25 protein-coding genes are annotated in these 25,119 nt (G+C 41.1%); 16 read left to right on the forward strand and 9 right to left on the reverse strand.

The window, feature by feature from the left end:
* Nucleotides 1–40: 40 nt before the first annotated feature.
* Nucleotides 41–1,072 carry a polysaccharide deacetylase family protein gene (locus tag FW757_RS04215; protein WP_404687737.1) on the reverse strand — a complete coding sequence of 344 codons (1,032 nt, stop codon included), beginning with the start codon at nt 1,070–1,072 and terminating at the stop codon, nt 41–43.
* Here FW757_RS04215 and dinF point away from each other — a divergent pair.
* The 3 genes from dinF to FW757_RS04230 all read left to right on the forward strand — a co-directional run bounded on the left by dinF (nt 1,049) and on the right by FW757_RS04230 (nt 4,662).
* Nucleotides 1,049–2,383 carry an MATE family efflux transporter DinF gene (gene dinF / locus FW757_RS04220; RefSeq protein WP_182739920.1) on the forward strand — a complete coding sequence of 445 codons (1,335 nt, stop codon included), beginning with the start codon at nt 1,049–1,051 and terminating at the stop codon, nt 2,381–2,383. The genes FW757_RS04215 and dinF overlap by 24 nt on opposite strands.
* A gap of 116 nt (nt 2,384–2,499) precedes the next feature.
* The gene (locus FW757_RS04225) at nt 2,500–3,114 is read left to right on the forward strand and encodes a trimeric intracellular cation channel family protein (protein ID WP_145237840.1); all 615 of its coding nucleotides are present in this window, start codon (nt 2,500–2,502) and stop codon (nt 3,112–3,114) included.
* Between the two features lie 33 nt (nt 3,115–3,147).
* Nucleotides 3,148–4,662, forward strand: a complete 1,515-nt coding sequence (locus FW757_RS04230) for a YifB family Mg chelatase-like AAA ATPase (RefSeq protein WP_182718556.1) — start codon at nt 3,148–3,150, stop codon at nt 4,660–4,662.
* Between the two features lie 13 nt (nt 4,663–4,675).
* Here the strand turns inward: FW757_RS04230 and FW757_RS04235 are convergent, their stop codons facing one another.
* Together FW757_RS04235 and FW757_RS04240 are read right to left on the reverse strand one after the other, a co-directional pair.
* Nucleotides 4,676–5,383: a response regulator transcription factor gene (locus tag FW757_RS04235; RefSeq protein WP_149980436.1), complete on the reverse strand. Its 708-nt coding sequence runs from the start codon at nt 5,381–5,383 to the stop codon at nt 4,676–4,678.
* Nucleotides 5,384–5,537: 154 nt separating this feature from the next.
* A complete protein-coding gene (locus tag FW757_RS04240; RefSeq protein ID WP_182718557.1) occupies nt 5,538–8,033 on the reverse strand; it encodes an alpha/beta hydrolase family protein in 2,496 nt (831 codons plus the stop codon).
* A 156-nt stretch (nt 8,034–8,189) separates the two neighbouring features.
* Between FW757_RS04240 and FW757_RS04245 the strand changes: the two genes are divergently transcribed.
* Complete coding sequence (locus tag FW757_RS04245; RefSeq protein ID WP_182718562.1) at nt 8,190–9,266, forward strand: CNNM domain-containing protein; 1,077 nt, start codon at nt 8,190–8,192, stop codon at nt 9,264–9,266.
* Here the strand turns inward: FW757_RS04245 and FW757_RS04250 are convergent.
* A complete protein-coding gene (locus FW757_RS04250) occupies nt 9,263–10,483 on the reverse strand; it encodes an EAL domain-containing response regulator (RefSeq protein ID WP_149980438.1) in 1,221 nt (406 codons plus the stop codon). The two genes, FW757_RS04245 and FW757_RS04250, sit on opposite strands and share 4 nt — an antisense overlap.
* Before the next feature lie 144 nt (nt 10,484–10,627).
* On the opposite strand from FW757_RS04250, the gene FW757_RS04255 reads away from it, so the two are divergent.
* On the forward strand, nt 10,628–11,644 hold the full coding sequence (locus FW757_RS04255; protein ID WP_182718563.1) for a metalloprotease: 1,017 nt from the start codon (nt 10,628–10,630) through the stop codon (nt 11,642–11,644).
* A 51-nt stretch (nt 11,645–11,695) separates the two neighbouring features.
* Here the strand turns inward: FW757_RS04255 and FW757_RS04260 are convergent, their stop codons facing one another.
* On the reverse strand, nt 11,696–13,009 hold the full coding sequence (locus FW757_RS04260) for a short-chain fatty acid transporter (protein ID WP_182767859.1): 1,314 nt from the start codon (nt 13,007–13,009) through the stop codon (nt 11,696–11,698).
* A gap of 165 nt (nt 13,010–13,174) precedes the next feature.
* Nucleotides 13,175–14,125 (reverse strand): chemotaxis protein CheV, encoded by a 951-nt coding sequence (locus FW757_RS04265; RefSeq protein ID WP_149980441.1) that lies wholly within the window; start codon nt 14,123–14,125, stop codon nt 13,175–13,177.
* A 168-nt stretch (nt 14,126–14,293) separates the two neighbouring features.
* Here FW757_RS04265 and FW757_RS04270 point away from each other — a divergent pair, with 168 nt between their 5' ends.
* Together FW757_RS04270 and FW757_RS04275 are read left to right on the forward strand one after the other, a co-directional pair.
* Nucleotides 14,294–15,361 (forward strand): potassium channel protein, encoded by a 1,068-nt coding sequence (locus tag FW757_RS04270; protein ID WP_182718559.1) that lies wholly within the window; start codon nt 14,294–14,296, stop codon nt 15,359–15,361.
* Nucleotides 15,361–15,570, forward strand: a complete 210-nt coding sequence (locus FW757_RS04275; RefSeq protein WP_149980443.1) for a hypothetical protein — start codon at nt 15,361–15,363, stop codon at nt 15,568–15,570. The genes FW757_RS04270 and FW757_RS04275 overlap by 1 nt, the downstream gene beginning before the upstream one ends.
* Nucleotides 15,571–15,632: 62 nt before the next feature.
* Here the strand turns inward: FW757_RS04275 and FW757_RS04280 are convergent, their stop codons facing one another.
* Both FW757_RS04280 and FW757_RS04285 read right to left on the reverse strand, forming a co-directional pair.
* A complete protein-coding gene (locus FW757_RS04280) occupies nt 15,633–16,664 on the reverse strand; it encodes a cytosolic protein (RefSeq protein ID WP_149980444.1) in 1,032 nt (343 codons plus the stop codon).
* An 86-nt stretch (nt 16,665–16,750) separates the two neighbouring features.
* Nucleotides 16,751–17,209 carry an EVE domain-containing protein gene (locus FW757_RS04285; protein WP_446440895.1) on the reverse strand — a complete coding sequence of 153 codons (459 nt, stop codon included), beginning with the start codon at nt 17,207–17,209 and terminating at the stop codon, nt 16,751–16,753.
* A gap of 76 nt (nt 17,210–17,285) precedes the next feature.
* Here FW757_RS04285 and tesB point away from each other — a divergent pair, with 76 nt between their 5' ends.
* Nucleotides 17,286–18,143 (forward strand): acyl-CoA thioesterase II, encoded by an 858-nt coding sequence (gene tesB, locus FW757_RS04290; RefSeq protein WP_182760127.1) that lies wholly within the window; start codon nt 17,286–17,288, stop codon nt 18,141–18,143.
* Nucleotides 18,144–18,157: 14 nt separating this feature from the next.
* Here tesB and plsB read toward each other — a convergent pair whose 3' ends face one another.
* The gene (gene plsB / locus FW757_RS04295; RefSeq protein ID WP_446440896.1) at nt 18,158–20,602 is read right to left on the reverse strand and encodes a glycerol-3-phosphate 1-O-acyltransferase PlsB; all 2,445 of its coding nucleotides are present in this window, start codon (nt 20,600–20,602) and stop codon (nt 18,158–18,160) included.
* 419 nt (nt 20,603–21,021) lie between these two features.
* Here plsB and rpsJ point away from each other — a divergent pair, with 419 nt between their 5' ends.
* From rpsJ to rpsC, 8 genes are read left to right on the forward strand one after another with little or no spacing between them, the layout of a single operon-like run.
* Complete coding sequence (rpsJ, locus tag FW757_RS04300; protein ID WP_002957900.1) at nt 21,022–21,333, forward strand: 30S ribosomal protein S10; 312 nt, start codon at nt 21,022–21,024, stop codon at nt 21,331–21,333.
* A gap of 27 nt (nt 21,334–21,360) precedes the next feature.
* Nucleotides 21,361–21,996, forward strand: coding sequence for a 50S ribosomal protein L3 (gene rplC, locus FW757_RS04305; protein ID WP_054206125.1), 636 nt, complete (start codon nt 21,361–21,363; stop codon nt 21,994–21,996).
* 17 nt (nt 21,997–22,013) lie between these two features.
* A complete protein-coding gene (rplD, locus tag FW757_RS04310; protein ID WP_054206126.1) occupies nt 22,014–22,619 on the forward strand; it encodes a 50S ribosomal protein L4 in 606 nt (201 codons plus the stop codon).
* Entirely contained in the window at nt 22,616–22,918 is a 303-nt protein-coding gene (gene rplW, locus FW757_RS04315) for a 50S ribosomal protein L23 (RefSeq protein ID WP_054206127.1), read from the forward strand. The genes rplD and rplW overlap by 4 nt, the downstream gene beginning before the upstream one ends.
* 17 nt (nt 22,919–22,935) lie before the next feature.
* Complete coding sequence (gene rplB / locus FW757_RS04320) at nt 22,936–23,760, forward strand: 50S ribosomal protein L2 (protein WP_007376192.1); 825 nt, start codon at nt 22,936–22,938, stop codon at nt 23,758–23,760.
* A gap of 15 nt (nt 23,761–23,775) precedes the next feature.
* The gene (rpsS, locus tag FW757_RS04325; RefSeq protein WP_010561269.1) at nt 23,776–24,054 is read left to right on the forward strand and encodes a 30S ribosomal protein S19; all 279 of its coding nucleotides are present in this window, start codon (nt 23,776–23,778) and stop codon (nt 24,052–24,054) included.
* A gap of 14 nt (nt 24,055–24,068) precedes the next feature.
* A complete protein-coding gene (rplV, locus tag FW757_RS04330; protein WP_004588690.1) occupies nt 24,069–24,401 on the forward strand; it encodes a 50S ribosomal protein L22 in 333 nt (110 codons plus the stop codon).
* A gap of 11 nt (nt 24,402–24,412) precedes the next feature.
* Nucleotides 24,413–25,114 carry a 30S ribosomal protein S3 gene (gene rpsC, locus FW757_RS04335; RefSeq protein WP_054206128.1) on the forward strand — a complete coding sequence of 234 codons (702 nt, stop codon included), beginning with the start codon at nt 24,413–24,415 and terminating at the stop codon, nt 25,112–25,114.
* Nucleotides 25,115–25,119: the final 5 nt, after the last annotated feature.

Here is a 25,119-nt window from a genome sequence, read left to right on the forward strand (position 1 = left end):
ATCCCGGGCTCAGGTTGATAATTGTCAAGGGATTATATTTTTACTGCACAATTACCCACGGTTGTGAAAACCAATAATAGCTATTTTTATGAGCAATTGATGGTGCTGTGCAGTTAAATCGTGATCGCCCTTGAGCTAAATTTTTCGGTGAATTTATGGTCACAGTATCAGCTGCTGACCAGTTTAGTTTTGCCTGACCGATGCCCGATACATAACAAGCTAGCTGACTTTTATGAAAGTCTCCCATATTAAATTTAATGCTGATCTGAGGTGGATTTTGGCTGGTCACGCTATCAATATAAGTAAGCTCTTGGATTGAAAATGCGCGAGAGTTTAGTTTGGTCACTAGCGTATCAAGCTTGCTATAAAACCCAGAAGCCGGAAAGCGTGGTAAACGGCTAAAATCAGAGTCTTTGTTGATGGCACCAGAGTGTTGGCCAATACCAATAAAGCCCAACTCTTTCACTAAACTTTGTAATTGGTTATTAAACTCGCCATATGGATATGCTAAGTATTTATAGTCATGGCCAATTTCTTCTTTGATCCGTTGTTGTGATGACAAAATATCTTGCTTAATACGCGCCTGCCATTGTTGGGTTGTTTCATCGGCTAATTTACGATGTAGGTAATCATGTTGTGCGCTGTGATTGCTGATCAGAGCACCTTTTTTGGCAAGTTCTCTGAGTTTATCCCAGCCCATTACATAGCCTTTACCTTCATCAATTAATTTTGGATTAACGAAAATAGTATAGGGGTAAGCAAACTTTTCTAATATCGGCGCTGCTTGTTCATAATTATTGTTGTAACCATCATCAAAGGTAATAGCGACGGTTTTATCTGGTAAACTTTGGCCTTGTTGTAAAGCAGATAGTAATTCATTCAGTGGCACTACGTTAAAGTCATGCTGTTTTAGATAGTTTAAATGCTCAGTGAAGGTTTCTGCACTGACACTGGTGACTGCTGGCAGGGTCTCACTGACATGGTGATATTGTAAAATAACTGCGCTGTGAGCAGGTAAAGATAGACAAAAGAGGATCGATAGCAGACTGTGAAAAAATTTCTTAATCGTCATAAAGCACACCATAAAAGCTTGCTGTTGTTAGCTGGTCCAATGATATTATCAAATATAACCGTGCCACTGTTAGGAATAGTTGATACTGCAGTAATAGGGCATCTTGGTAGTGCTCATTTTCTTGCCGGAATTGCCTTGGGCGCCACGGTAATTTCATTGCTATTTTGGTTGGCGGGCTTTTTACGCATGAGTACCACAGGGCTGGTTGCGCAAGCTTATGGCAAGAAAGATTATCCTCAATTAGCCGGATTATTAAAGCGCAGTTTAGTATTAGCGCTTATCGTGGCATTTTCTTTAATTGCTTTATCGCCACTTATTAAAAATGCCATAGCTTACCTTTCTGGTTCCAGTGCGCAGGTGCTCGCACAAGCTTATAGTTATTTTGAAATTCGTATTTTTAGTGCACCAGCGGCATTATGTAACTTGGTATTATTAGCTTGGATGTTAGGGATTCATTACGGTAAAGGGCCTTTTTATTTATTACTAGTTACTAATATCACCAACATTGTTTTAGATATTTATTTTGTTGTGTACTTAGATTGGCAAGTCGCCGGAGCTGCTTGGGCATCGTTGATTGCCGATTATACCGCGCTATTATTTGCGTTATTCTTGGTTTTTAGGTTAGCGAAAAAAATGACTGTGCCGCTATTTTTAGGTGGGTGGTTTAGCCGAGATAAAATGTGGGCGTTATTAAGTATTAACCGTGATATTTTTATTCGCTCCTTAATTTTACAACTGTGTTTTAGCTTTATGACCTTCTATGGTGCACGCATTGGCGAGGTAACGCTTGCGGTAAATGCTGTATTACTGAACTTTTTAATGCTAGTGAGCTTTGCTCTTGATGGTATTGCCTATGCAAGTGAAGCAAAAGTTGGCCAAGCAAAAGGTCAACATAGCGTACGACGTATAAACTTATGGGTAAAAATAAGCGTATTTTGGGGAATGCTATTTGCTTTTTGTTATAGCGTGTTTTTTGCATTGTTTGGTTCGCAAATTATTACCTTATTAACAGATATTCCTGAAGTGATCAAAGCCGCCTATGAATACTTACCATGGTTGATTTTTATGCCATTAGCGGCAATGAGTTGCTTTTTGTTTGATGGTATTTTTGTTGGCCTAACCAGAGCTCAAGATATGCGAAATACTATGCTAATTTCAGCATTAGTTGGATTCTTTGGCGTGTTTTGGGTGTTTAATGCTTGGCAAAATCATGCGCTTTGGTTAGCAATGACCTGCTTTATGCTACTGCGTGGCGTTACATTGGTCGTACGTTATAAGCAGTTGCAAACAGCGCAGCAGTTACTGAATTAATAGAAATAGCAATAAATCTAAAGTTCACTTATAACTTTGGATTTATTGTGCTAAAACGGCGTCGTTAAGCACTGTTTATTTTAACTTCGATTCGCATCTTGGGATGGCTTGGATATATGACTGAACTTTATCATTGGTTTGATTTAATTGGCATCGCCGTATTTGCCATGTCAGGCACTTTAATTGCCTATGATAAAAAAATGGATGGCTTTGGAGTCGTGGTACTGGCGACGGTCACCGCGATAGGTGGTGGCACAATTCGAGATTTGATTTTAGATGTTCCGGTATTTTGGTTACACGACCAAAGTTATTTTATCGCGATATTTGCGTCTGTCTTTGTTACCACGCGATTGATCAATAAGCAAAAATCAATTCCTTTATATCATTTACAAGTTGCAGATGCGTTTGGTTTAGCGTTCTTTGCTGTAATGGGGGCGCAAAAAGCATTGCTCGCGGGGATGCCAGCTACAACCGCAATTATTATGGGGGTGATCACCGGTTGCTTTGGCGGGGTAACGCGAGATGTGTTGGCAGGCAATATTCCTATGCTATTAAAAGGTGAGCTATATGCAATTACTTGTATTGCTGGTGGTATTGTTTATACCCAAGCAATTGTATTGAACATTGAGACAGAGATAGCGATGGTGTTAGCGATGTTAACCACCTTGCTGTTACGCCTTGCAGCAATGAAATGGCAACTAACACTACATATTTTTAAATATCCTGACTAGACTGTAAAGAACAGAACGTTACAGGGACAAAGGATGTCATTAGCTCGAATTTATTCTCGTGCCCAAGTGGGTATTCAAGCACCTGAAGTGATCGTTGAGGTGCATCTAGGTAATGGTTTACCAGCATTTCATATTGTAGGTTTGCCCGAAGCCTCAGTAAAAGAAGCCAAAGATCGTGTACGCAGCGCATTAGAAAACTCTAAATTTGGTTTTCCAGACCAACGCATTACAGTCAATTTAGCACCTGCTGATTTACCCAAAGAGGGGGGGCGTTTTGATTTAGCGATTGCGGTTGGTATTCTCATCGCTTCAGAGCAAATTGTTTGCACTGATATTGAACGCTATGAATTTTATGGTGAGCTGGCACTGAATGGCGAAGTGCGTGGCGTGAATGCAATACTCCCATCAGTTTTAGCAGCTAAAGCACAAGGGCGTTGTTGTTTTTTACCTTTAGTAAATGACAGTTTAGCGAGTTTAGTAAATGGCGTTGAGCGCAAAGCGGTCTCTTCTATCCAAGAAGTATGGAGTGATTTACTCAATCAGCAGCCTTTACCTCTTAATATTAGCTACCCAGAACAGCAACATAGCGGTGTTGAGTTCTTAATTGATTTAAGTGATGTAAAAGGCCAGCCGGGCGCGAAAAGGGTGTTAGAAATTGCTGCGGCGGGTGGCCATAATTTACTTTTTTTGGGGCCACCTGGTACGGGGAAGTCAATGCTCGCGCAACGTATGCCGACTATTATGCCGGGCATGTCTGATGATGAGGCACTTTCCACCGCAGCGTTGTATTCAATTATTGGCCAAAGTGTCGATCTAACTAACTGGCGCAAGCGACCATTTCGTAATCCTCATCACACATGCTCCGCTGTGGCGCTAGTCGGAGGCTCTTCAAACCCAAAACCAGGGGAGATTTCACTGGCACATAATGGCGTATTATTTCTTGACGAACTACCTGAGTTTGAACGTAAGGTGCTTGACTCATTACGCGAGCCAATGGAGACAGGCACTGTAACGATTTCAAGAGCGGCAAGGCAAATGGAGTTTCCTGCACAGTTTCAATTAATTGCGGCTCTTAATCCAAGTCCTACGGGTTGCCATAATGATAAGCGCGCGACTCCGGATCAAGTTATGCGTTATTTATCGCGAGTGTCAGGACCATTTATTGACCGTATTGATTTACAAATAGAGCTACCACGTTTAAACAGTGCGCAATTGCAAAGCACTCAAGAAGAACAAAGTAGTGCGACTGTGCGCACGCGGGTGGAGGCGGCATATAATCTGCAATTGCGTCGCCAAGGTAAAGTCAATGCGCGACTTAATAATAAAGAAATGAGTGTGTATTGCGCGCTTGCAGCGCCAGAGTTACAGTTTTTAGCTAAAGCCAGTGAAAAGCTATCATTATCGCCACGCTCTTATCATCGAGTGATCAAAGTAGCGCGAACTATTAGTGATCTAAAAGGGCAAGATAATATTAGTTTAGATGAACTAAAAGAGGCACTCAATTATCGTGCATTTGAACGTTTGTTATCACAATTAACCCAGTATTAGTGGTTAGATTGCATTAAATTGACAGCATGTAGCCTTTACCGCGTACCGTAACGATGCGTTTTTGGTCTTTTTCATCGCTCAGTTTTTTACGTAAGCGACCAATTAAAACATCAACAGTTCTGTCATTTGGACTCCAATCTGGCTGGCCAATTTCTTCTGATATTTTTTCACGAGACGTGGCTTTTCCTGCGTTTGAGATCAAACAAATTAACACTTTATGTTCCGCTTCAGTGAGCCTAGATTCAATGCCATTAGCAGTGATTAAAGTGCGGTTGTCTGGATGCAGTTTGAAGTCAGCATATTCAATAAATTCTTCGCTTTCATCGCTACTGTTATTATTGCTTTTTAAGCGCTTATAAAGTGCTCTTATACGCAGTTCAAGCTCTAATAAATCAACAGGTTTACAAATATAGTCATCAGCGCCTTGAGCAAGTCCGGCAATACGATCGGCTTGAGAATCTCGGCTTGAAAGCATGATCACACCAATGTCTGTGAGGGTGTTGAGTTCTTTTGCTAAATGTAAGCCATCACGTTTAGGTAATACTATGTCAATAATTGCTAATGATATGGCATCATAATTATTAGCGCGAGATTGCACTATAGCTAAGGCATCAGCGCCAGTTGCATCATTCTCAATGCAAAATTCAGTCTCTGCAAAATGATTGATTATGCGTTTAACTAATAGTTCGTCATCTTCAACCAATAAAACATGAATAGTCATAGTATCTTAATTACCTTTAATGATGCCTCTATGTTATCACTCATTCGTAAAAGGTGAGAAGGGCGATTTTTAGTATTTATGCACTATTTAGGTGATTATTTAATTATTATCAACAGGTAAACATACTAGGTTTACCTGTTGAACAGAATAAAAGCTACTTTTCAGGGTATAAGTACTGCCACCACTGTGGTTGCTCTTTTAAATGCTTATCGAAGTAGGCAAGCATAGTATTCCACCAATCAAAGCGTTGATCGCGAGCAAAAATTTGATGGTCCGCCCCTTTATATTCAATAAGGTCAACATCTTTGCCTAGTAGTTTCAGCGCAGTATACATAGTGTGACTTTCGCCTACAGGTACATTGGTATCAGCATCACCATGTAATAGCAGTAGCGGTGTGGTTACTTTGTCTGCATGGAAAACCGGGCTATGTTGGCTGTATAGTTCACTATTATTCCAAGGATAGCTGTTTTTAGAGGCTTCGCCAGAATATAAATAGCCCCACCAACCGTGACCCCAATACGAGGTAATATTAGAAATCCCCGCGTGTGCGATTGAGGCACTAAACATGTCTGTTTTAGTGGTCAGTAACATAGTCATAAAGCCACCGTATGATGCGCCTAAATTACCTAAACGATTTTTATCAATAAATGGATACTGTTTTAATAGTGCTTGGGTACCTTGCATAATATCGTCAGCAGTATATTGACCCCACGCATTCACATGCTTAGCAGAGAACTGTTGGCCAAATCCAGTTGCACCGGTCGGTTGCACTACATAAACCACATAGCCATGCTCTGCCCATAAATTGAAAGGATAACGCCCAGTAAAACCACGAGTAACCGGTGATGTACCGCCATAGTAATATACTAATGCTGGGTAGTGTTTGTTCTTATCAAGATTGCTTGGAAAGTAAACACGACCTTTAATTTCAACACCTGCGGTATTGATGAAGTTAAATTCATCTAAGCTGGCTATATCGGTATTTGCATACGCTTGTGGTTTAGAATCCCACAATGTGGTTGCGGTGTTTTTATTAATACTTAACTGTTTTAATTGCTGTGGAGATGATGCATTAGAGCCGCTAACTAAAATAGCTGGGCTGCGGTTGTTTGAATAACTGAATTGTTCAACTACATCAAAACCTGTTTTGAGTTTGCTAAAGCGTTGTTTACTTTTATCGTACAGGTATAAAGCAATCGTATCTTGCTCAGTGACTTTAACGAGGGCATCGCCATTAGCGAGTACTTCAAGTTGACCAATGGCAGGATCAAATTCACGACTTAATGGTGCTGCATTTTTACCATGATCAGTTAATAGGTAAAGCTGTCCATCATAGTTGTTGGCAAGCATATTCTCAGGTAGGTTTCTGCCTAAACCATCTTTAAAATCAGGACCCGCAGTGACATAAATGTCATCACCTGTGTATTTAGCTTGATTAAACGTAGTAAACTGACCAATAACTGTGTTGCTCGCATTGGCAATATTCAGTTCCACTAACTCTGTGGTGGGGTGAGTCGACGCTTGCATTACTTGCACACCACGACTCAGTAATACCGTACCACGTTTGCTATTAAAATCTTCAATACTGTGACTAAGTGGTCCTTGGCTCAATGCTTTACTCAGGCCTGTACTTATATCTAATAAGTAAGCTTGTGAGGTTGTGCGGGCATATGACCAGCGATCTTGTAAACCTTGGTAGTGTTTAGTTAGGCTGTTATCAGCTGCTGGTGATTTGGACCAGCTGAAGATTAAGCTGTTGTTATCGTAATAAGCAAAGTCACCCGCGCCCTCTAGGTTGTTGGCAATCACTTTAAGATTAAGGGTTTTGCGGTTTAATTGCTTTAATTTTCCATCTAATAGATAGACTAAATAATTGTTATCAGGGCTCCAAATAATGTTACTCGGTTGACCCGACTCAAAACGGTAAACTATTTGATTATCATCATTTTTTAGCTCAGTGATCACATTTGCTTGATTACCCGTGCTATCTTGATAATGGCGTTTTGCCACTAAATAGTGTTTGGCATCAGGTGCTAAAGATAGTGAACTGACCGTTGTGGCATCAAACAGTTGCTTGGCAGATAAACCATGTTGCTCTTTATTGCTAAAAGTTAATCGATCAATTGCTGCTTTAGGCTCGAAATCAACGTCAACATCGTGCCAATTAGCAACTTGTTCAGCAATAATCACTATTTGGTGATCGCCTTGCGGTAATGCCAGTTCATAGCTTTCTTTTGTGGCTGTTTGTTTTTCACCATTGATAAACAACTGCGCTTTTTCGATACCTTTAAGTGTCAATGTGCCTTGGCTAAAGCGCTCAGCATGAGTGGTAAACTTTAATGCTTGTAGACCGCCGAGGGTTAATGCATTTACTTTATCTAAGGTTTGCCATTTTAATTTTTCGCCAAATACCGTAATGCTTGTTGTTGGTTGTTGAATGCTAGGTAATAGGGCGTTAATAATCGCATCTTGATGCTCAGTTTGGTATGGCTTTAGCTGCATGTCGGCTGCAATTGGGCCAATAAACTTAATATCTGCTTTATCTAATGGTGCAGCCACTAGAGCGCTACTTAACGTGCTTAAAGTTAACACCGCGAGTGTGGTTGTTAGGCGAGGTGTTTTTCCGCGCCATAGTGAGCTAAAATTCATTATTGAGCCTGATGTAGGGAATTTAATTTAATATAGCATGTGGTTGTGATGTCAAAAAGTGCTCTGCGATGGATTCCATTGCTCAGCAGTATAAGGTTTGAGGTTAGGGCTGACACTTGGTAAGGTGTTGAGCAATTGAGTAGCGTAGAGGTAACAGTGACATTATTAATCGTTTACATGGTAGCGGCGATTACGATTTCTTTTTTATGTTCGATTATGGAAGCCGTATTATTGAGTATAACGCCTAGCTATGTTGCAGTATTACGTAAAAAAAAGCCTAAACTAGCCAAGCGTTTCGAGCACTTGAAAACCAATGTTGATCAGCCTTTAGCTGCTATTTTAACCTTAAATACGGTTGCCCATACTGCTGGAGCTGCCGGTGTAGGGGCACAAGCTGCCGTAGTTTTTTCTGATGCGGCGGTGGGAATTGCTTCGGCGATAATGACTTTGTTAGTATTAGTGTTGTCGGAAATCATTCCAAAAACTCTGGGCGCAAAGCATTGGCGAACGCTTGCTCCTATGGTGACCAAAGCATTACAGTATTTAGTTATCGCACTCAAACCTTTTGTGTGGCTTGCTGAAAAACTCACCGGTATGTTGGGTCGTAATTACAACGAAGAGTACTATATTCGCCAAGAAATTGAAGCCATGGCTGATATGGGATCGCAATCAGGTGCCTTACATCAGGAAGAGTCTGAAATCATCCGTAGTTTATTGCATTTTCGTCACGCCAAATTAGATGCGTTAATTACCCCGCGTACCGTTTTGTTTAAAGTACATAAAGATTTAACCGTAAATCAATATTTGGCTGAGCATGGTTCAGCGTCGTTTTCTCGGGTGTTGGTATATGATAAAAATGGTGATGATATTATCGGTTTTGTGCATAAAAACGATATTATGCTGGCGTATCATAGGTTGGGTGAAAACTATAAAATCAGTAAGTTGATAAAACCTATTTATACTGTGCCAGAGACTTTATACGTACCTACTTTATTGCATACTTTGCTAGCTGAGCGTACTCATATTTGTTTAGTGATAGATGAATATGGTGATGTGCAGGGGATTGTGACACTCGAAGATATGATCGAAGCGTTAATGGGCTTTGAAATAGTCGATGAGCATGATCAATCAGCTAATATGCAGGCAGTTGCTAAGCAACGCTGGCGTCAGCGCTTGGAAAGTAGCAATAAATTGTTAAGTGCTGAGAATACCATGGCGAAACGAAAAAATTAACGTCGGCTATGACTATTTAATGAAACCATATGTAGCCATGATTGCGCCCAACGAATAAATTCAGTTTTGCCTTTTGGGCGACTGATCAAAAAGCCCTGCATTAAGATGTGCTCTTTAAAACGATCTAAGTATTCAAGCTCTTCAACGCGCTCAATGCCTTCAGCGACAATTGTTAAGTCATCTTGAATGGCTATATTTACTAAGCTACTAACAATGACTTGAGAAAATAAATCACTTTCAATATTACTGATCAAGGTACGATCTATTTTCACCTCAGTAAAAGGCAATGTTTTTAATTGCTGTACATTGGTAAAGCCGGTGCCAAAATCATCAAGAGAAATGCCAAAACCGCGCATTCGTAAACGGTTTAGAGTTTCTAGCTGTGCAGAACTGGATAAAGCATGCTGTTCTGTGATCTCTAAAATAATCTCACTTGGGGTCAGTTGATTAAGATGTAAAATTAAAGCCAGCTTATCCGGGCAGCTTAAATCTTCTAGCTGGCAGGGGGACAAATTAAAAGCCAGTTTAAGTTTGTAGCCTAAACGAGTTTTTATTTCTGAGAAATCGCCTGTTGCCTTTTCAAACAACTGAAACGTGATCAGATTAATTAAATCTAAATCTTCAGCAACACAAATAAACCGTTCAGGTAAAAATATAGCACCTTGTGCTGCGGTCACAATTCTGGCTAATACTTCTACGCTTTCAACTTTATTATTAGTACGGTTTATTTTTGGTTGATAAAACGGCGTTATCTCATTATGGCTTATCGCATGCAGTAATTGCGTTTCAGAAATTGGTTCTGTGGGCTTTTCAGTATGACAAGCTAAATACTCTAGTTTTTGTAGCAGTGTATAAACTTGGTTGAGTTGTACTGGTTTGGCGATATTACCAATTAAATGTACGTTGTTTTTACGCGCTAAATCAGCCGCTAAATCAATGATTTTTGAATTCATTTCAGAAATAATGACAATTGCCCCAGGGTAATGTAACTCGCCAAGGTGACGAATAAGCTCCATGCCATCCATGTTCGGCATATTCAGATCAGTAAATACGGCATCAAAAGCATATGGATGCGCTTTTACTTTATTGAGGGCATCTTGCGCATCTAAACAGGTTGTTACATTGGGCACATCAAGCTCATTTAAGATAGCCTGCATCACTACTAAAATAGCTTTTGAATCATCAACGACCAAAATGCTGCGTGCTAGCTTTGTCATTTTCTTCCCTGAAATAAAATTTACTCGTTAATTAAAAGTAGTCGAGAATAGCGAAGGTGTCAGCTTTATAGTTGCAAATATATTCCATAATCTAGCTAAAAAAATGGGTATACTAACGATATAATTTTTAAGATTTGAAGTGACATCATGCAAATACAGCTGACCCTTGCTGATCAACAATTTAGTTTAGTGCTCGCGGGGCAACAAATTGTAAAAATTTTTCAGCAACAACAGGCAATCGGATTTGATAATCCACGTGTTAACTATTTTGAATTTAAGCTAAATAATCAAGTGATTGGTTTAGACACCAGTACGGTCATTGAGCATAGTATAGCGCTACATATTGATAATGAATTTGTAAAACAACTGACATTACCGCCTATTGAAAAAACTAAACCTAAGCAGGGGCTGCTTGGATTATTTGCGCTCGGTTTTAAGATTTTTAAAAGTGCGAAAGTCGTCAAGGTAGTATTAGCGGGCGCCTCAGTGGCTGGTTATGCTTGGTTATTTACGTTTGAGTTTGCGCTTATGCTAATTGCTTGTTTGGTGATCCACGAGTACGGCCATGTCAGAGCAATGCAATATTTTGGTATTAAAACCAAGGGTATCTATTTAATCCCATTTGTTGGCGGGCTTGCCGTAAGCGACGATAAAATTACCACCCGCTGGCAAGATGTGGTGATTTCTTTAATGGGGCCTGCATTTGGTTTGATCACCTCCGTACTTGGTGTGGTGCTTTATTATGCCACCGAGATGGAAATATTTGCCGGGGTCGCAGTACTCAGCGCATTATTGAATTTATTTAACTTGCTGCCTATTTTACCGCTTGATGGCGGGCATGTATTAAAAAGTATTAGCTTCTCAATGCGTTCATGGGTTGGTTTAAGTATTTGTATTTTAGGCGTGTTATTTGGCTTATGGCTAAGCTACACCTTTGGTTTAATGCTATTAGTGTTTTTCTTATTTATCGGTGCACTGGAAATCGCCTTTGAATGGCGCGGCCGCCACTATTCGCATTTACTGCCACTAGATAAATACGGGCAAGGTTTTTCGGCTGTGATGTACGCTTTGGTAGTTGCAGGCCATGTGGCTGTGATGATGCATTTTGCTGATTCTGAAAACGCAATTTTAAGCCTGCCAATGAAAATTCTATCGAGTTAACAAATTTAAATAGCGTGAGGTGTTACTCACGCTGTATTTTTGCAGCAAGCGTTACGGATAAAAACTCAACATCAATGATATAAACACGCCGGTTATAATTAGCTGCACTAAACAAAAGCCCATAATGTCTTTGGCTTTTAGGCCGGCAATTGCCAATACCGGTAAAGCCCAGAATGGCTGAATAAGATTAGTCCACGCATCCCCCCACGCTACTGCCATCGCGACGCGCGGCATATCTGCACCCAGAGCTTGTGCTGCGGGTATCACTATCGGTGCTTGTACCGCCCATTGTCCACCGCCAGATGGCACAAATATATTGACTAATCCCGCGCTTAAAAAGCTCCAAAATGGCAATGATTGTGCACTGGCGATGGCGATAAATCCTTGTGATATCTGCTGCGCCAAACCCGTTTGTACCATGATTGCCATGATCCCTGCATAAAATGGGAACTGGATAATAATCCCTGCTCCGCTGGGGACTGCTTGCTGCAAGCTATTAAGTAAATTGTACGGCGTTTGATGCAGTAAAATCGCAGAAAATAAAAACAGTGCAATCACACTGTTTAAATTAAGTGAGCCGCCACTAAACACAAAATAATTAGCTAAATAAACTAGCCCAAGCACTCCAATGCCCAGTCCTAATAATTTGCTGTGCTCAATTTTATCGGCAGGGCGGGTAACATTATTGGCCTTAGGTGTAGGTTCTGCTAATAGGTTTTTATCTACATAGATACTGTCTTCGGCGCTGGGTAACATATAGCGATTAACTAGCGGCATAATAATAAATAAGCCCACCACAATGGCGATATTAAAACCTGAGAACAAGGTGGCGCTGGTGTTTATCACGCCCATACTTTGCTCAGCAAAATGCCCTGGAGTAGCAATGGTTAATGGAATTGAACCTGCTAAGCCACCATGCCAAACAATAAAGCCAGAATAGGCACTGGCAACCAGTAAGCGATAATCAACGAGTGTGTGGCGGGCAATGGCTTTGGCAAATAAAGCGCCAATAACTAAGCCAAATCCCCAGTTAATCCAGCTGGCGAGTAATGATACAAAAGTCACTAATAAAATAGCTTTTGGCGCAGTATTGGCAAGTTTTGCTAATTGCGTGAGCAGTCGGCTCATCATCGGTGTACTTGCCAGCATATATCCGGTGAGTAATACCAACAGCATCTGCATGGCAAAACTTAGTAAGTTCCAAAAACCACTGCCCCACGCGCTCAGCACTTGTTGTGGGTTTGAAGGTGTCACTACACACGCAATTATAAAGGTAAGTAGTGTGAGTAAAATAACAAAAATAAATGGATCGGGTAGGTAACGTTCCACTAATTTAGTGAACGGTTTGGCAACATGATTTAGCATAATGATTGTGTGTTTTGATTATTGCTACATATTGCCAATTAATCACGAAAGCGTTTAATTGGCAAATAGTGTTGTAGTCGTGGTATTAAATCGCGTATTTCTTCGTCATTATAACAAACGTTAATTCAAGCACTAGCGTGGCATAAGCCACGCTTAGATACAGTGCTATTTCTGTGGTGCGAGGACCGCTTTTAAACGTGTTTGTACTTCTTCTACGAGTAAGTCTGGTTGAAATTTAGATAAAAACGCATTGCAACCCACTTTCTCGACCATGGCTTGGTTAAAGCTGCCACTGAGGGATGTGTTAAGTACCACATGCAGATTTTTTAAGCGGTTATCGTTACGGATCTCGTGCGTTAAGCGATAACCATCCATTGCTGGCATTTCTGCATCGGTGATCACCATCAGTAATTCTTTTTCTACGTCCATGCCTTTATCAGCCCAGGCTTTAAGCATATTGAGTGCTTCAAGACCATTACTGGCTGGGATAATCTCAATACCCAACTGCGTTAATGTATCGCTCACTTGTTTTCGTGCTGTAGGTGAGTCGTCAGCATGGAGTATTTTTCGGCCAACAAATTCGTTTACGATACTTTGGTCAAGTACCTCATCAGAGATTTGCACTTCGTACTCAATAATCTCAGCTAGTACTTTTTCTACATCAATGATCTCTACTAACTGCTCTTGGCCATCACGTTGAATTTTAGTGAGCGCAGTTAGATAATGATTTTTACCGATAGAGGAAGGCGGTGGCATTATATCTGACCATGTCATATTAACGATTTGATCAACCTTACCAATTAAAAACCCTTGTACTGTACGATTGTATTCAGTGATCACTAAGTTACTATCTTCAGTATTCTTAGCCGCAGACATGCAAATCGCTTGGCGTAAATCAATAACAGGGATTGATTCACCACGAATATTGGCCACGCCTGATATTTTAGGATGGGCATGTGGAATGATACTAAGATGCGGCAGTTTCACTACTTCTTTAACTTTAAAGACATTAAGAGCAAACAAGTGACGACTGTGCAAATAAAACAATAATAACTCTAAGCGATTTTCACCAACAAGTTGAGTTCGTTGATCAACAGAAGCTAATACACCTGACATAACACGCTCGACTTTATAATTAATAATTCAAGTATAGCTTACACTGTTCTACTTTAAAAAAGCAGTCTAGAAAATAATCTTGCTCAAGAAAGGTATTTCAAACATTGCCTTCATTTCAGCATTACAGTAACTTACCGATAATTGATAGCTGAATAACCAAGTGTGGGCATGCCTTTTATATTTAAACGATTATTTTTACTAGTCAGAAACCATATTGATCAGGTTAGTTGGCAAGCTGTCGCTATTGCTACATTATTACATATGGTCTTGATCTGGTTGTTGTTAATCTTCGCAGGAGAAGCCGCACTAAGGCCCGTTAGCACCTTTGTTTATTACTATATCGTTACTACCTCAACGGTAGGATATGGTGATTTTAGTGCAACTACAGATCTGGGTAGATGGATTGTGGCGATACTGCAAATTCCATTTGGTTTAGCTTTATTTGGTGTTCTGTTAGGTAAAACAGGGCAAACAGTTACTTATTTAATTAGGCGCGCTATGACGGGTGATAAAAGTTTTGCACATTTTCACAATCACATTATTATTTTTGGCTGGCATCAAATTCGTACTAAAAAAATGATTGATTATATTCTCGCTGACCAAAAGCGTTTGGATCGACGAATTTTGCTTGCGGTCACAGAGTCAATGGAGCATCCGTTTTTAGCTAATGCCCATGTTGATTTTGTGCGCTTAACTAGTTTTACAGATTTAAGCGAGCTGGAAAGGGTCGCAATTAAACTGGCAGATAAAATTATTATTGACGGGCAAGACGACGACGAAACTTTTACCACCGCCCTGCGCATTAGTAAATTAGTGAAAGATGACTGCCATATTAGTGCGCACTTTAACGATGAGAGTAAAGTCGAAATGCTACTAGAACATTGTTACAACGTGGAATGTTCAACGGCTAAGTCAGCCGAAATTCTAGTACGTTCAATGCAAGACCCCGGCTCAAGTCGTGTACAAGAGGAATTATTATCTACTTTGCATGGTGATACCCAGTTTAGTTTAGCTATTCCTGCTGATTTAGCGGTAATGGAATTTGGTAAATTATTTCATCATTTTAAACACGACCATGATGCTATTTTACTTGGTGTTGCTCACAACCTGAGTGCGCAAAATATGGATTTAAATCCACCACTGGATTATCCGGTTAACAGTGGTGATATTTTACATTACATTGCGGTTGATCGTGTTTTAAGCAGCGAAGTCGATTGGCAGGGGCTTGCTAAGTAATGAATGAAGTGGCGTTTTTAATTCTACTTTTGAGTGCTTATATTTTACCAGTGGTAATTGTGCTTAACAGTAAGCGCACGCAAGGTCATGAAAAAAATGGCTGGTTAATAGGCATTATCCTTTTCTCCTGGCTCGCACTGATAATGTACTTTGCGATAGTGCCCAAGCACGGGCATAAAAAGAAAACTACCAAGAAAAAGAAAGGTTAAAATTGAGTTGTCAGTTTACATATAAATTTGCCAACCGTGCTTGATTAAACAAGCACGGTTTTTTATTTTAACTGTTTTAGTTTGTGCTCCACTAAAGGATCATCAGGGGCAAGTTGCTGAGCAACTTCCAGCAGCTGAATGGCATCCTTAGGGTGTTCATCTTGGTGCTTTAGCGCGACATCAATCAATGGTTGAATATCAATTTTTGCTTGATGCTCTTGCACATGCGCTGCTTTTTCATCAATTAGTATGTTGTGCGCTTTGCTTAATAATACTTGGCGGTGTGCCGATTTAGCATTCGCCTTGTTGAGCCTTCTATAATAGTCTTCTTTAAAGCGCAGGGTTTTGGTTTGTAGGCGAAATTGCGCAATATCGACTTGTTGATGGCTAATAAAGTCGACGGCCACTTGTTTATAGAAGCCAAATTTATTTAGGTAGGTGGCATGGGTACTGTGACCCATACCAAACACGCGTAAGTGGGTTAGTTGCGAATAGCGCTTAGCATGGCCACGGTCAATACGATTGGTCGGGTCGTAAATTATATAGCCTTTAGCATTGCCTAAATCGAGATCGTGGTAATCTTGCTCCCAATCGAATTGTTGTGCTATATCGGTACTTGAGCGGTCATCCCAAGGAGCAAGTGCTTTATTTTTGGTGCTAACAGGGTGAAATAACAGTACCTTATCTAGCTTTAGTAAATTAGCAAATGCACCCACAGCAAAGCCACCTCGGCTTAAGCCGTAGCCTAATCTCTGGGTAAAGGGTGTTAGCAAGGGAGCGAGTTGCTCGAGGAAAAACAGTAAATTACGGTGTCTAAACCAATTACTTATTCCTAAGTGCTGAAAAGAAATAACATTCACATGTTGTTTTTGCGCTAGTTGAAATCCCCAAGGGCTAAAATCATCATTGAGATCATGCTCTTGGTAATTAGTACCTGCAGGAGAAAAGGTGAACAATAAAGGCTTATTTATATCAATAAAGTGATACTTAACAAAAACATCGCCAAGTAAATCGCCTCCAGAGATAGGTAATCTGGTTTGCTGTTCATCTTGAGGTAGAGTTAACCACTCATCTAACCAATACAGTAATTTCATCTAACCCCCTAACTAAAACAAGCCGTCTATTTTAGCAAATTTGGAAAAAGAAGGAAACGTGATGTATTAGCAACAATCTATTGTTGTTACTCTGCCATTTTTATAATTGCTTGCCAATCCGCTTTAGTCACTGGCATTACCGATAATCGACCGCCTTTTTTTAGAGCGATTTCGGTGATGGTGTCGTTTTCTTTAATCGCTTTTAAGCTGACTAATTTATTTAAATGCTGCTGATAGGTCACATCAACCACAACCCATCTCGGTTTATCACTGGTTGATTTAGGATCGTAATAATCACTGCTTAAATCAAACTGGCAAGGATCTGGGTAGGCTTCAGCAGTCACTATTGCGATACCTGCAACGCCGACGTGTTTACAGCTAGAATGGTAAATCATTACTAAATCGCCGAGCTTTACGCCATCGCGCATAAAATTACGGGCTTGGTAGTTGCGCACACCTTCCCATGCAGTGGTTTGTGCAGGGGCGCTTTTTAAATCGTCGATTGAAAATGCATCGGGTTCAGTTTTAAATAACCAATACGCCATAACTAGGATCCTTGAAATATTTACATCATACTTGTCTATAGTATCATTAAAATCTAAATGGGATTGAGGAGCAACTATGAGCCAAGTTTTAGATGATTTATTGTCGTTATTAACGTTAGAAGAAATAGAGCAGGGCTTGTATCGAGGGCAAAGCCAAGATTTGGGTTTTCGTGCGGTATTTGGTGGTCAAGTCATGGGCCAGGCACTGTCTGCAGCTAAAGAAACCTTACCGGAAGGCCGTATTGTTCATTCACTGCATTCTTATTTTTTACGCCCTGGTGATGCTGCAAAGCCAATTGTGTACGATGTTGAAACGATCCGTGATGGTAAGAGCTTTAGTACTCGCCGAGTTAGTGCTATTCAATATGGGAAACCTATTTTTTATATGACGGCATCATTTCAAGGTGCTGAAGAAGGCTTGTCGCATCAAGCTACTATGCCGGATGTACCTGCTCCTGAGGAGCTGCGCTCATCACTGGAGTTTTATCAAGAGCACGCATCTCATATACCTGAGGTGATCCGCAATAAGTTTATTCGCGAAATGCCGATTGAAATGCGTCCGGTCACCTTTCATAACCCATTTAAGCCAGAGGTAATGGAGCCGGTTAAACATATTTGGTTCAAAGCCAATGGCGAGATGCCAGATGATCAACGTATTCATAACTATTTATTGGCGTATGCGTCTGACTTTGAGTTTTTACCAACGGCTCTACAGCCCCATGGTGTCTCGTTTATGCAGCCAAACATGCAAGTAGCAACAATTGACCATGCGATGTGGTTTCATCGTCCGTTTCGAATGGATGATTGGATTTTATATACCATTGATAGCCCAAGTGCGAGCTCAGGGCGGGGGTTGGTACGTGGTCAGTTCTTTGACCGTCAAGGCAATTTAGTTGCCTCAACGATCCAAGAAGGTGTAATGCGTCAGCGTTGATATGCCGCTTGCAGTTATTTTTGCTTACATTGTCCTTGCACAATATCACTAATTGACTGCCAGACTCGCGCTGGCAGCAAGGCTTTAAGATGAATATACACTTCACAAAGTTCAGTACTGCCCTGTAAGCCATTCTCGGTTTCGCTAATTAAACTTTGTTCGCGCAAGTTGCTAATAAAACCTACCAATACTTTTTTGTCAAAAAACTCAGGGGTCTTAATACCATGCAAAGTACCTAAGCGCTGCGCTAATACTTGGCTTTCGCGTTCAAGCTCTGCGCGTTCAATTTCTTTACTGGTTTGAATAAAGCCAATCACAATGGCGTAGCGTTGCAGGGTTAAGCTAAGCGCACGACCTAGAATTTCTAGCTTGGCTAAGCAATCATTACTGTTGGTGATTTTTATGTTATCACCATCAATTTCTATTAAATCTTGATCTACAAAGCTGGCCAGTATGCGGGTGATATAATTTTCATCAAGTTCGTGTAAAAACCATTCTTTAGCAAACATCGGGTAAAAACAGTTAACCAATTTTTGGCACTGCGATATTGTCGTTTTATGGCTTTTAAATATATGCAGTGCCAGTAAGCTTGGTACGGCAAACACATGTAGAATATTATTACGGTAGTAGTTAAAGAGGATTTTCTCTTTATCGTTAATCGCGATAATCTCGCCAAACTCATCGCTTATAACGTCAAATTTATTCAACTTTAAAGCATGTTCGAGTAACTGTGATGAAGTTTCATCTGGGGTGGTGATTTTTTCACTGTAACTAGCGCTACGTTGTAAATGTAAGTAAAAGTCTAGTTGTGCTAACAATTTAGGCTTGCTCAATGCTTGCTTATCATTTACCAGTAAGATCATTGCCAGTAAATTAACTGCGTTGAGCGCGGCGGCACTATTAATATTAACCATCACTTTATCCGCTAAAGTCGCCACTTGCGGACCAAGCCATTGTGGTTTTTGAACATCAGTTGGGTGAATAGATTCACGCCAATCAGGTTGATGCTCATTTAAATATTGATTAACCGAAATCGGATCGCCAAAATTCAAATAGCCGCGGCCATAGTTTTTGAGATTTTTAATGGCTTTGAAAATACCGAAAATCGACTCGCCTTTTTTATCATCACCTGCGAGTTCTTTCAGATAAGTATTTATTTCCATGACGTGTTCATAACCAATGTACACCGGCACAATCGAAATAGGGCGATCAATACCACGTAACATAGCTTGCAGTGTCATTGCCAACATACCTGTTTTTGGTGGTAGTAAACGCCCGGTACGGCTACGTCCGCCCTCAGTATAAAACTTAACTGAGTAACCTTTGATAAACAACTGACTTAAATACTCTTTAAATACAGCAGAGTAAAGCTTGTTGCCAGCAAATGAGCGGCGGATAAAAAATGCGCCACTGCGGCGGAATATGCCGCCTGCTGGGAAGAAGTTTAAGTTAATACCAGCAGCAATATGTGGTGGTACTAAACCAAGATGATAAATCGAGTAGGTAAGTAATAAGTAATCCATGTGGCTGCGATGACACGGCATATAAATAATTTCATGACCTTTATTGGTTAGATCATGGATTTGTTCGGTGTATTTTATATCAATGCCGTTATAGAGCTTGTTCCATAGCCAGGTTAATACACGATCTGCAACACGTATGGTGGCATCACTGTAGTTAGCAGCAATCTCATCTAATAGCTTTAACGCATTTTGCCGTGCTTGCTCATGGCTGATTTTTTTGCTTTTTGCTTCATCGTTAATTGCTTTTTTTATAGTCGGTGATGCTAACAATGAATTAAATAGTTGCTCGCGTGAGGGCATTTTAGGGCCCGTTGCCGCCAATTTTTGACGCCGAAAATGCACCCTAGCGACGCGAAGTAATTTATGAGGTAACTCATCAACATCGGCTTTTTCATTTACTAATAACGATAAATCCAACGGTTGACTAAAGCGTATAAAGTTATCACGCCCTGAAAACAGTAATACAAAAAACTTACGAAACCAGCTAGGTGTAAGTGAGTGCGAAACCAGCGTACCTAAACCTGGTTTTTCTTTACCTGGATTACGACCCCATAAAATAGTGACCGGAATGACTTGCACGTTTTTTTCGCCACTGGTAAATAGTTGAGCAATTATTTGTTTACCCTGGTTTAGCGCGTCAGTTGGCTTCGCTTGGCTGCCAAACAGTGGTGGTGGATTTTGTAGGCCAATAAAGCGGTATAACTCTGCATTACCCAACAGCTGTTGTTCAGTTGGTCTGGGCAGATTGTACTTTTTACAAACTCGGTCAAGAGCCGCTAAATCTGAGCGAGCATTAAGTTTAACTATATAAAAAGTAGGGTAGGCGGGATTAAGACCGTATTGTTCAATTGGGTTCTCGGGCAGTACTTTGCTTTTCACAAATAGGCGATTCATCACCATAGACACAAAATTCAAGCAATAATTAAAAATACGCATCAACTCACCAAGGTTAAGGATTAAGAGATAAAAGCAAAATAAGGATGAATAATAACAATTAAAAACTGGACTGACCATTATCATTAGTGCCAAGTCCGATTGCATGGCTTCCTAACTATAGTAAATTCCCAGTAATGACGACATAGTGACAACCCTTTTTTACAGTATAAATAATCCTCATTCTGGTAGTTTGAAATAGTTGTTGCATTTATCACCAATATCACTATAATACGCAGGCTTTCAAAATTCCCCCGGGAACTTGGAAGGAACATTAAGCTTGGATTTCAAGCTAATAAAACAGGAGTTCCGATTTGGAACTCAACGTAGATATAAATCAACAACCGGCATCTTATGTTTTTAAGATTGTTTCGGTCGTTTTTTTATGCTCTTTTAAATGCTCTTTATATTGAGGTTTAAGAATGTCAAATCAACGCATTCGTATTCGCCTAAAAGCTTTTGACCACCGTTTGATTGACCAATCAACGGCGGAAATCGTGGAAACTGCGAAACGCACTGGCGCACAAGTACGTGGTCCAATTCCACTACCTACACGCTTTGAACGTTTTACTGTACTTACATCACCGCACGTTAATAAAGATGCGCGTGATCAGTACGAGATCCGCACCCATAAACGTCTGATCGACATCGTAGAACCAACTGACAAGACTGTTGACGCACTTATGCGTTTAGATCTTGCTGCTGGTGTTGATGTTCAAATCAGCCTGGGTTAATCGAAAGATTAGAGAGGTTTTAGGAAAATGGCATTAGGTCTAGTCGGTCGTAAAGTGGGTATGACACGTATCTTCACTGAAGATGGTGTATCTATCCCTGTGACAGTTATTGAAGCGACACCTAACCGCATTGCTCAGATCAAATCTGACGCAACAGACGGTTATAACGCGCTTCAAGTAACCGCAGGCACTAAAAAAGCAAGCCGTGTAAACAAAGCAACAGCGGGTCACTTCGCTAAAGCTGGTGTTGAAGCGGGTCGCGGTCTGTGGGAATTCCGCCTAAATGGTGGTGAAGGCGATTTTGAAGTAGGCGCTGAGCTTACTGTTGAATTATTCAACGAAATCAACAAAGTTGACGTAACCGGTACTTCTAAAGGTAAAGGTTTCCAAGGTGGTGTTAAGCGCTGGAATTTCAGCATGCAAGACGCTACACATGGTAACTCTCTATCTCACCGTGCTCCTGGTTCAATCGGTCAAAACCAATCACCTGGTAAGGTGTTTAAAGGTAAGAAAATGGCCGGTCATATGGGTGCTGAGCGTGTAACGACTCAAAACTTAGAACTAGTACGCGTTGACGCTGAGCGTAACTTGCTTTTAGTTAAAGGTGCAGTACCTGGCGCTATCGGCGGTGACGTTATCGTTAAACCTGCTGTTAAAGCATAAGTCCTGGAGATTTAGTGATGGAATTAGCAATTAAAGACGCTTCTGGCGGTCTTGAAGTTTCTGAAGCTACTTTTGGACGTGAGTTTAACGAAGCATTAGTACATCAAGTAGTTGTTGCATACGCAGCAGGTGCTCGTCAAGGTACTCGTGCTCAGAAGACACGTTCTGAAGTAAGCGGTGGTGGTAAAAAACCATGGGCTCAAAAAGGTACTGGCCGTGCACGTGCTGGTACAATCCGTAGTCCAATTTGGCGTTCAGGTGGCGTTAGCTTCGCAGCTAAACCACAAGACCACAGCCAAAAAGTAAACCGTAAAATGTACCGCGGTGCGATCAAAAGCATTTTATCTGAATTAGTTCGTCAAGAGCGTTTAATCGTTGTTGAAAGTTTTGCTCTAGCAGCACCAAAAACTAAAGAACTAGTTGCTAAGCTTAAAGAACTTGAGCTTAAAGATGTTCTAATCGTAACTGAAGAAGTAGATGAGAATCTATTTTTATCGGCACGTAACCTGTACAAGGTTGACACGCGTGATGTAGCTGGTATCGACCCTGTAAGCTTAATCGCTTTCGATAAGGTACTTATTACAGCAGCTGCTGTTAAGCAACTTGAGGAGACGCTAGCATGATTCGTGAAGAACGTCTTTTAAAAGTGATCCTTGCTCCACATATCTCTGAAAAAAGCACTATTGCTGCTGAAGAAAACAACACTATCGTTTTCAAAGTAGTAAATGACGCAACTAAAGCTGAAGTTAAAGCAGCTGTAGAGAAGCTTTTTGAAGTGGAAGTAACTGGTGTTCGCACACTTAATGTTAAGGGTAAAACAAAACGTACTGGCGCACGTTTCGGTCGTCGTAGCGACTGGAAAAAAGCTTACGTTACTCTTAAAGAAGGCAGCGAACTAGACTTTGTCGGCGGCGCCGAGTAATAAGGGGAGTTAGAATTATGGCACTTCAAAAGTGTAAGCCAACTTCTGCGGGTCGTCGTCACCTAGTTAAAGTGGTAAACCCAGATCTACATAAGGGCAAGCCATACGCACCACTATTAGAGAAAAACTCTAAATCAGGTGGTCGTAATAACAATGGTCGTATTACGGTTCGTCATATCGGTGGTGGTCATAAGCAGCATTACCGTTTAATCGATTTTAAACGTACTAAAGATGGCATTCCAGCCACTGTTGAGCGTTTAGAATATGATCCAAATCGTAGCGCAAACATCGCACTTGTATTATATGCAGACGGTGAGCGTCGTTACATTATCGCACCAAAAGGCTTAAAAGCTGGTGATGCAATCCAGTCTGGTGTTGATGCACCAATCAAGCCTGGTAATGCATTACCTATGCGCAATATGCCTGTAGGTTCGACTGTTCACAACGTAGAATTAAAACCAGGTAAAGGTGCTCAAATCGCACGTTCTGCTGGTGCATACGTTCAAATCCTTGCTCGTGATGGTCAGTATGTAACATTGCGTCTTCGTTCAGGCGAAGTTCGTAAAGTTGAATCAGATTGTCGTGCGACGCTAGGTGAAGTAGGCAATGCTGAGCATATGCTTCGTTCACTTGGTAAAGCAGGTGCAAATCGCTGGCGTGGTATTCGTCCGACAGTTCGTGGTGTTGCCATGAACCCGGTTGATCACCCACACGGTGGTGGTGAAGGTCGTACATCTGGTGGTCGTCATCCTGTGTCTCCATGGGGTAAGCCGACTAAAGGTGCTAAGACGCGTAAGAACAAGCGTACGGATAAATTTATAGTACGTCGTCGTACTAAGTAATATTGAGGAATAGCCATGCCACGCTCTCTCAAGAAGGGTCCTTTTATAGACCTACACTTGCTGAAGAAGGTAGAGAAAGCTTTGGAAAGCGGTGACAAGAAGCCAATTAAAACTTGGAGCCGTCGTTCAATGATCATACCTAACATGATCGGATTGACCATTGCTGTCCATAATGGTCGCCAGCATGTACCAGTTTTCGTTTCTGACGAAATGATCGGTCACAAACTAGGTGAATTTGCACCAACTCGCACTTACCGTGGCCACGCTGCGGATAAGAAAGCGAAGAAACGTTAAGAGGGGAATGATAAATGCAAGCATTAGCTAAACATAAATTCGCCTCTGGTTCGGCGCAAAAAGCACGTCTAGTTGCAGATCAGATCCGCGGGTTACCTGTCGATCGCGCACTAGAAATCCTGGCGTACAGCCCTAAGAAAGCGGCTGTATTAGTTAAGAAAGTACTTGAGTCTGCTATTGCTAACGCAGAGCATAACGAAGGTGCTGACATTGATGAGCTACGTGTAACAACGATCTTTGTGGACGATGGTCCAACAATGAAACGTATTATGCCACGTGCTAAAGGACGCGCAGACCGCATCCTTAAGCGTACAAGCCACATCACTGTTGTGGTTTCAGATAGCTAGGAGTATAAGTAATGGGACAAAAAGTTCATCCTACTGGTATTCGCCTAGGTATATCTAAACCTTGGGTTTCTACCTGGTACGCGAGTTCAAAAGATTTCTCTGCACAGCTTTTTGGCGATCACAAAGTACGTACATTCCTTACTAAGGAATTGAAAGCGGCTTCTGTGTCTAAAATCGTTATTGAGCGTCCAGCAAAATCAATCCGCGTAACAATTCACACGGCTCGTCCGGGTGTTGTTATCGGTAAAAAAGGCGAAGACGTAGAAAAATTACGTCAAGCGGTAACTAAGATTGCTGGTGTACCTGCTCAGATCAATATTTCTGAAGTACGTAAACCAGAACTAGATGCACAACTAGTAGCAGACGGCATTGCCTCTCAACTAGAGCGTCGTGTTATGTTCCGTCGCGCTATGAAGCGTTCGGTACAAAATGCAATGCGCATCGGTTCTAAAGGGATCAAAGTTGAAGTTAGCGGTCGTCTTGGCGGCGCAGAAATCGCACGTTCAGAATGGTATCGTGAAGGTCGTGTACCTCTACATACTCTTCGTGCTGATATCGACTACGCAACTTCTGAAGCCTTAACCACTTATGGTATCATTGGTGTTAAAGTTTGGATCTTCAAAGGCGAAGTTATTGGTGGTTTACCACTAGTACAAGAGCAAGAGAAGCCAGCTAAACGCGCACCAAAGAAAGCCAAAAAAAGTGCTAAGTAGAGGTA

This window comes from Pseudoalteromonas sp. 1181_04 (genome assembly GCF_052850545.1).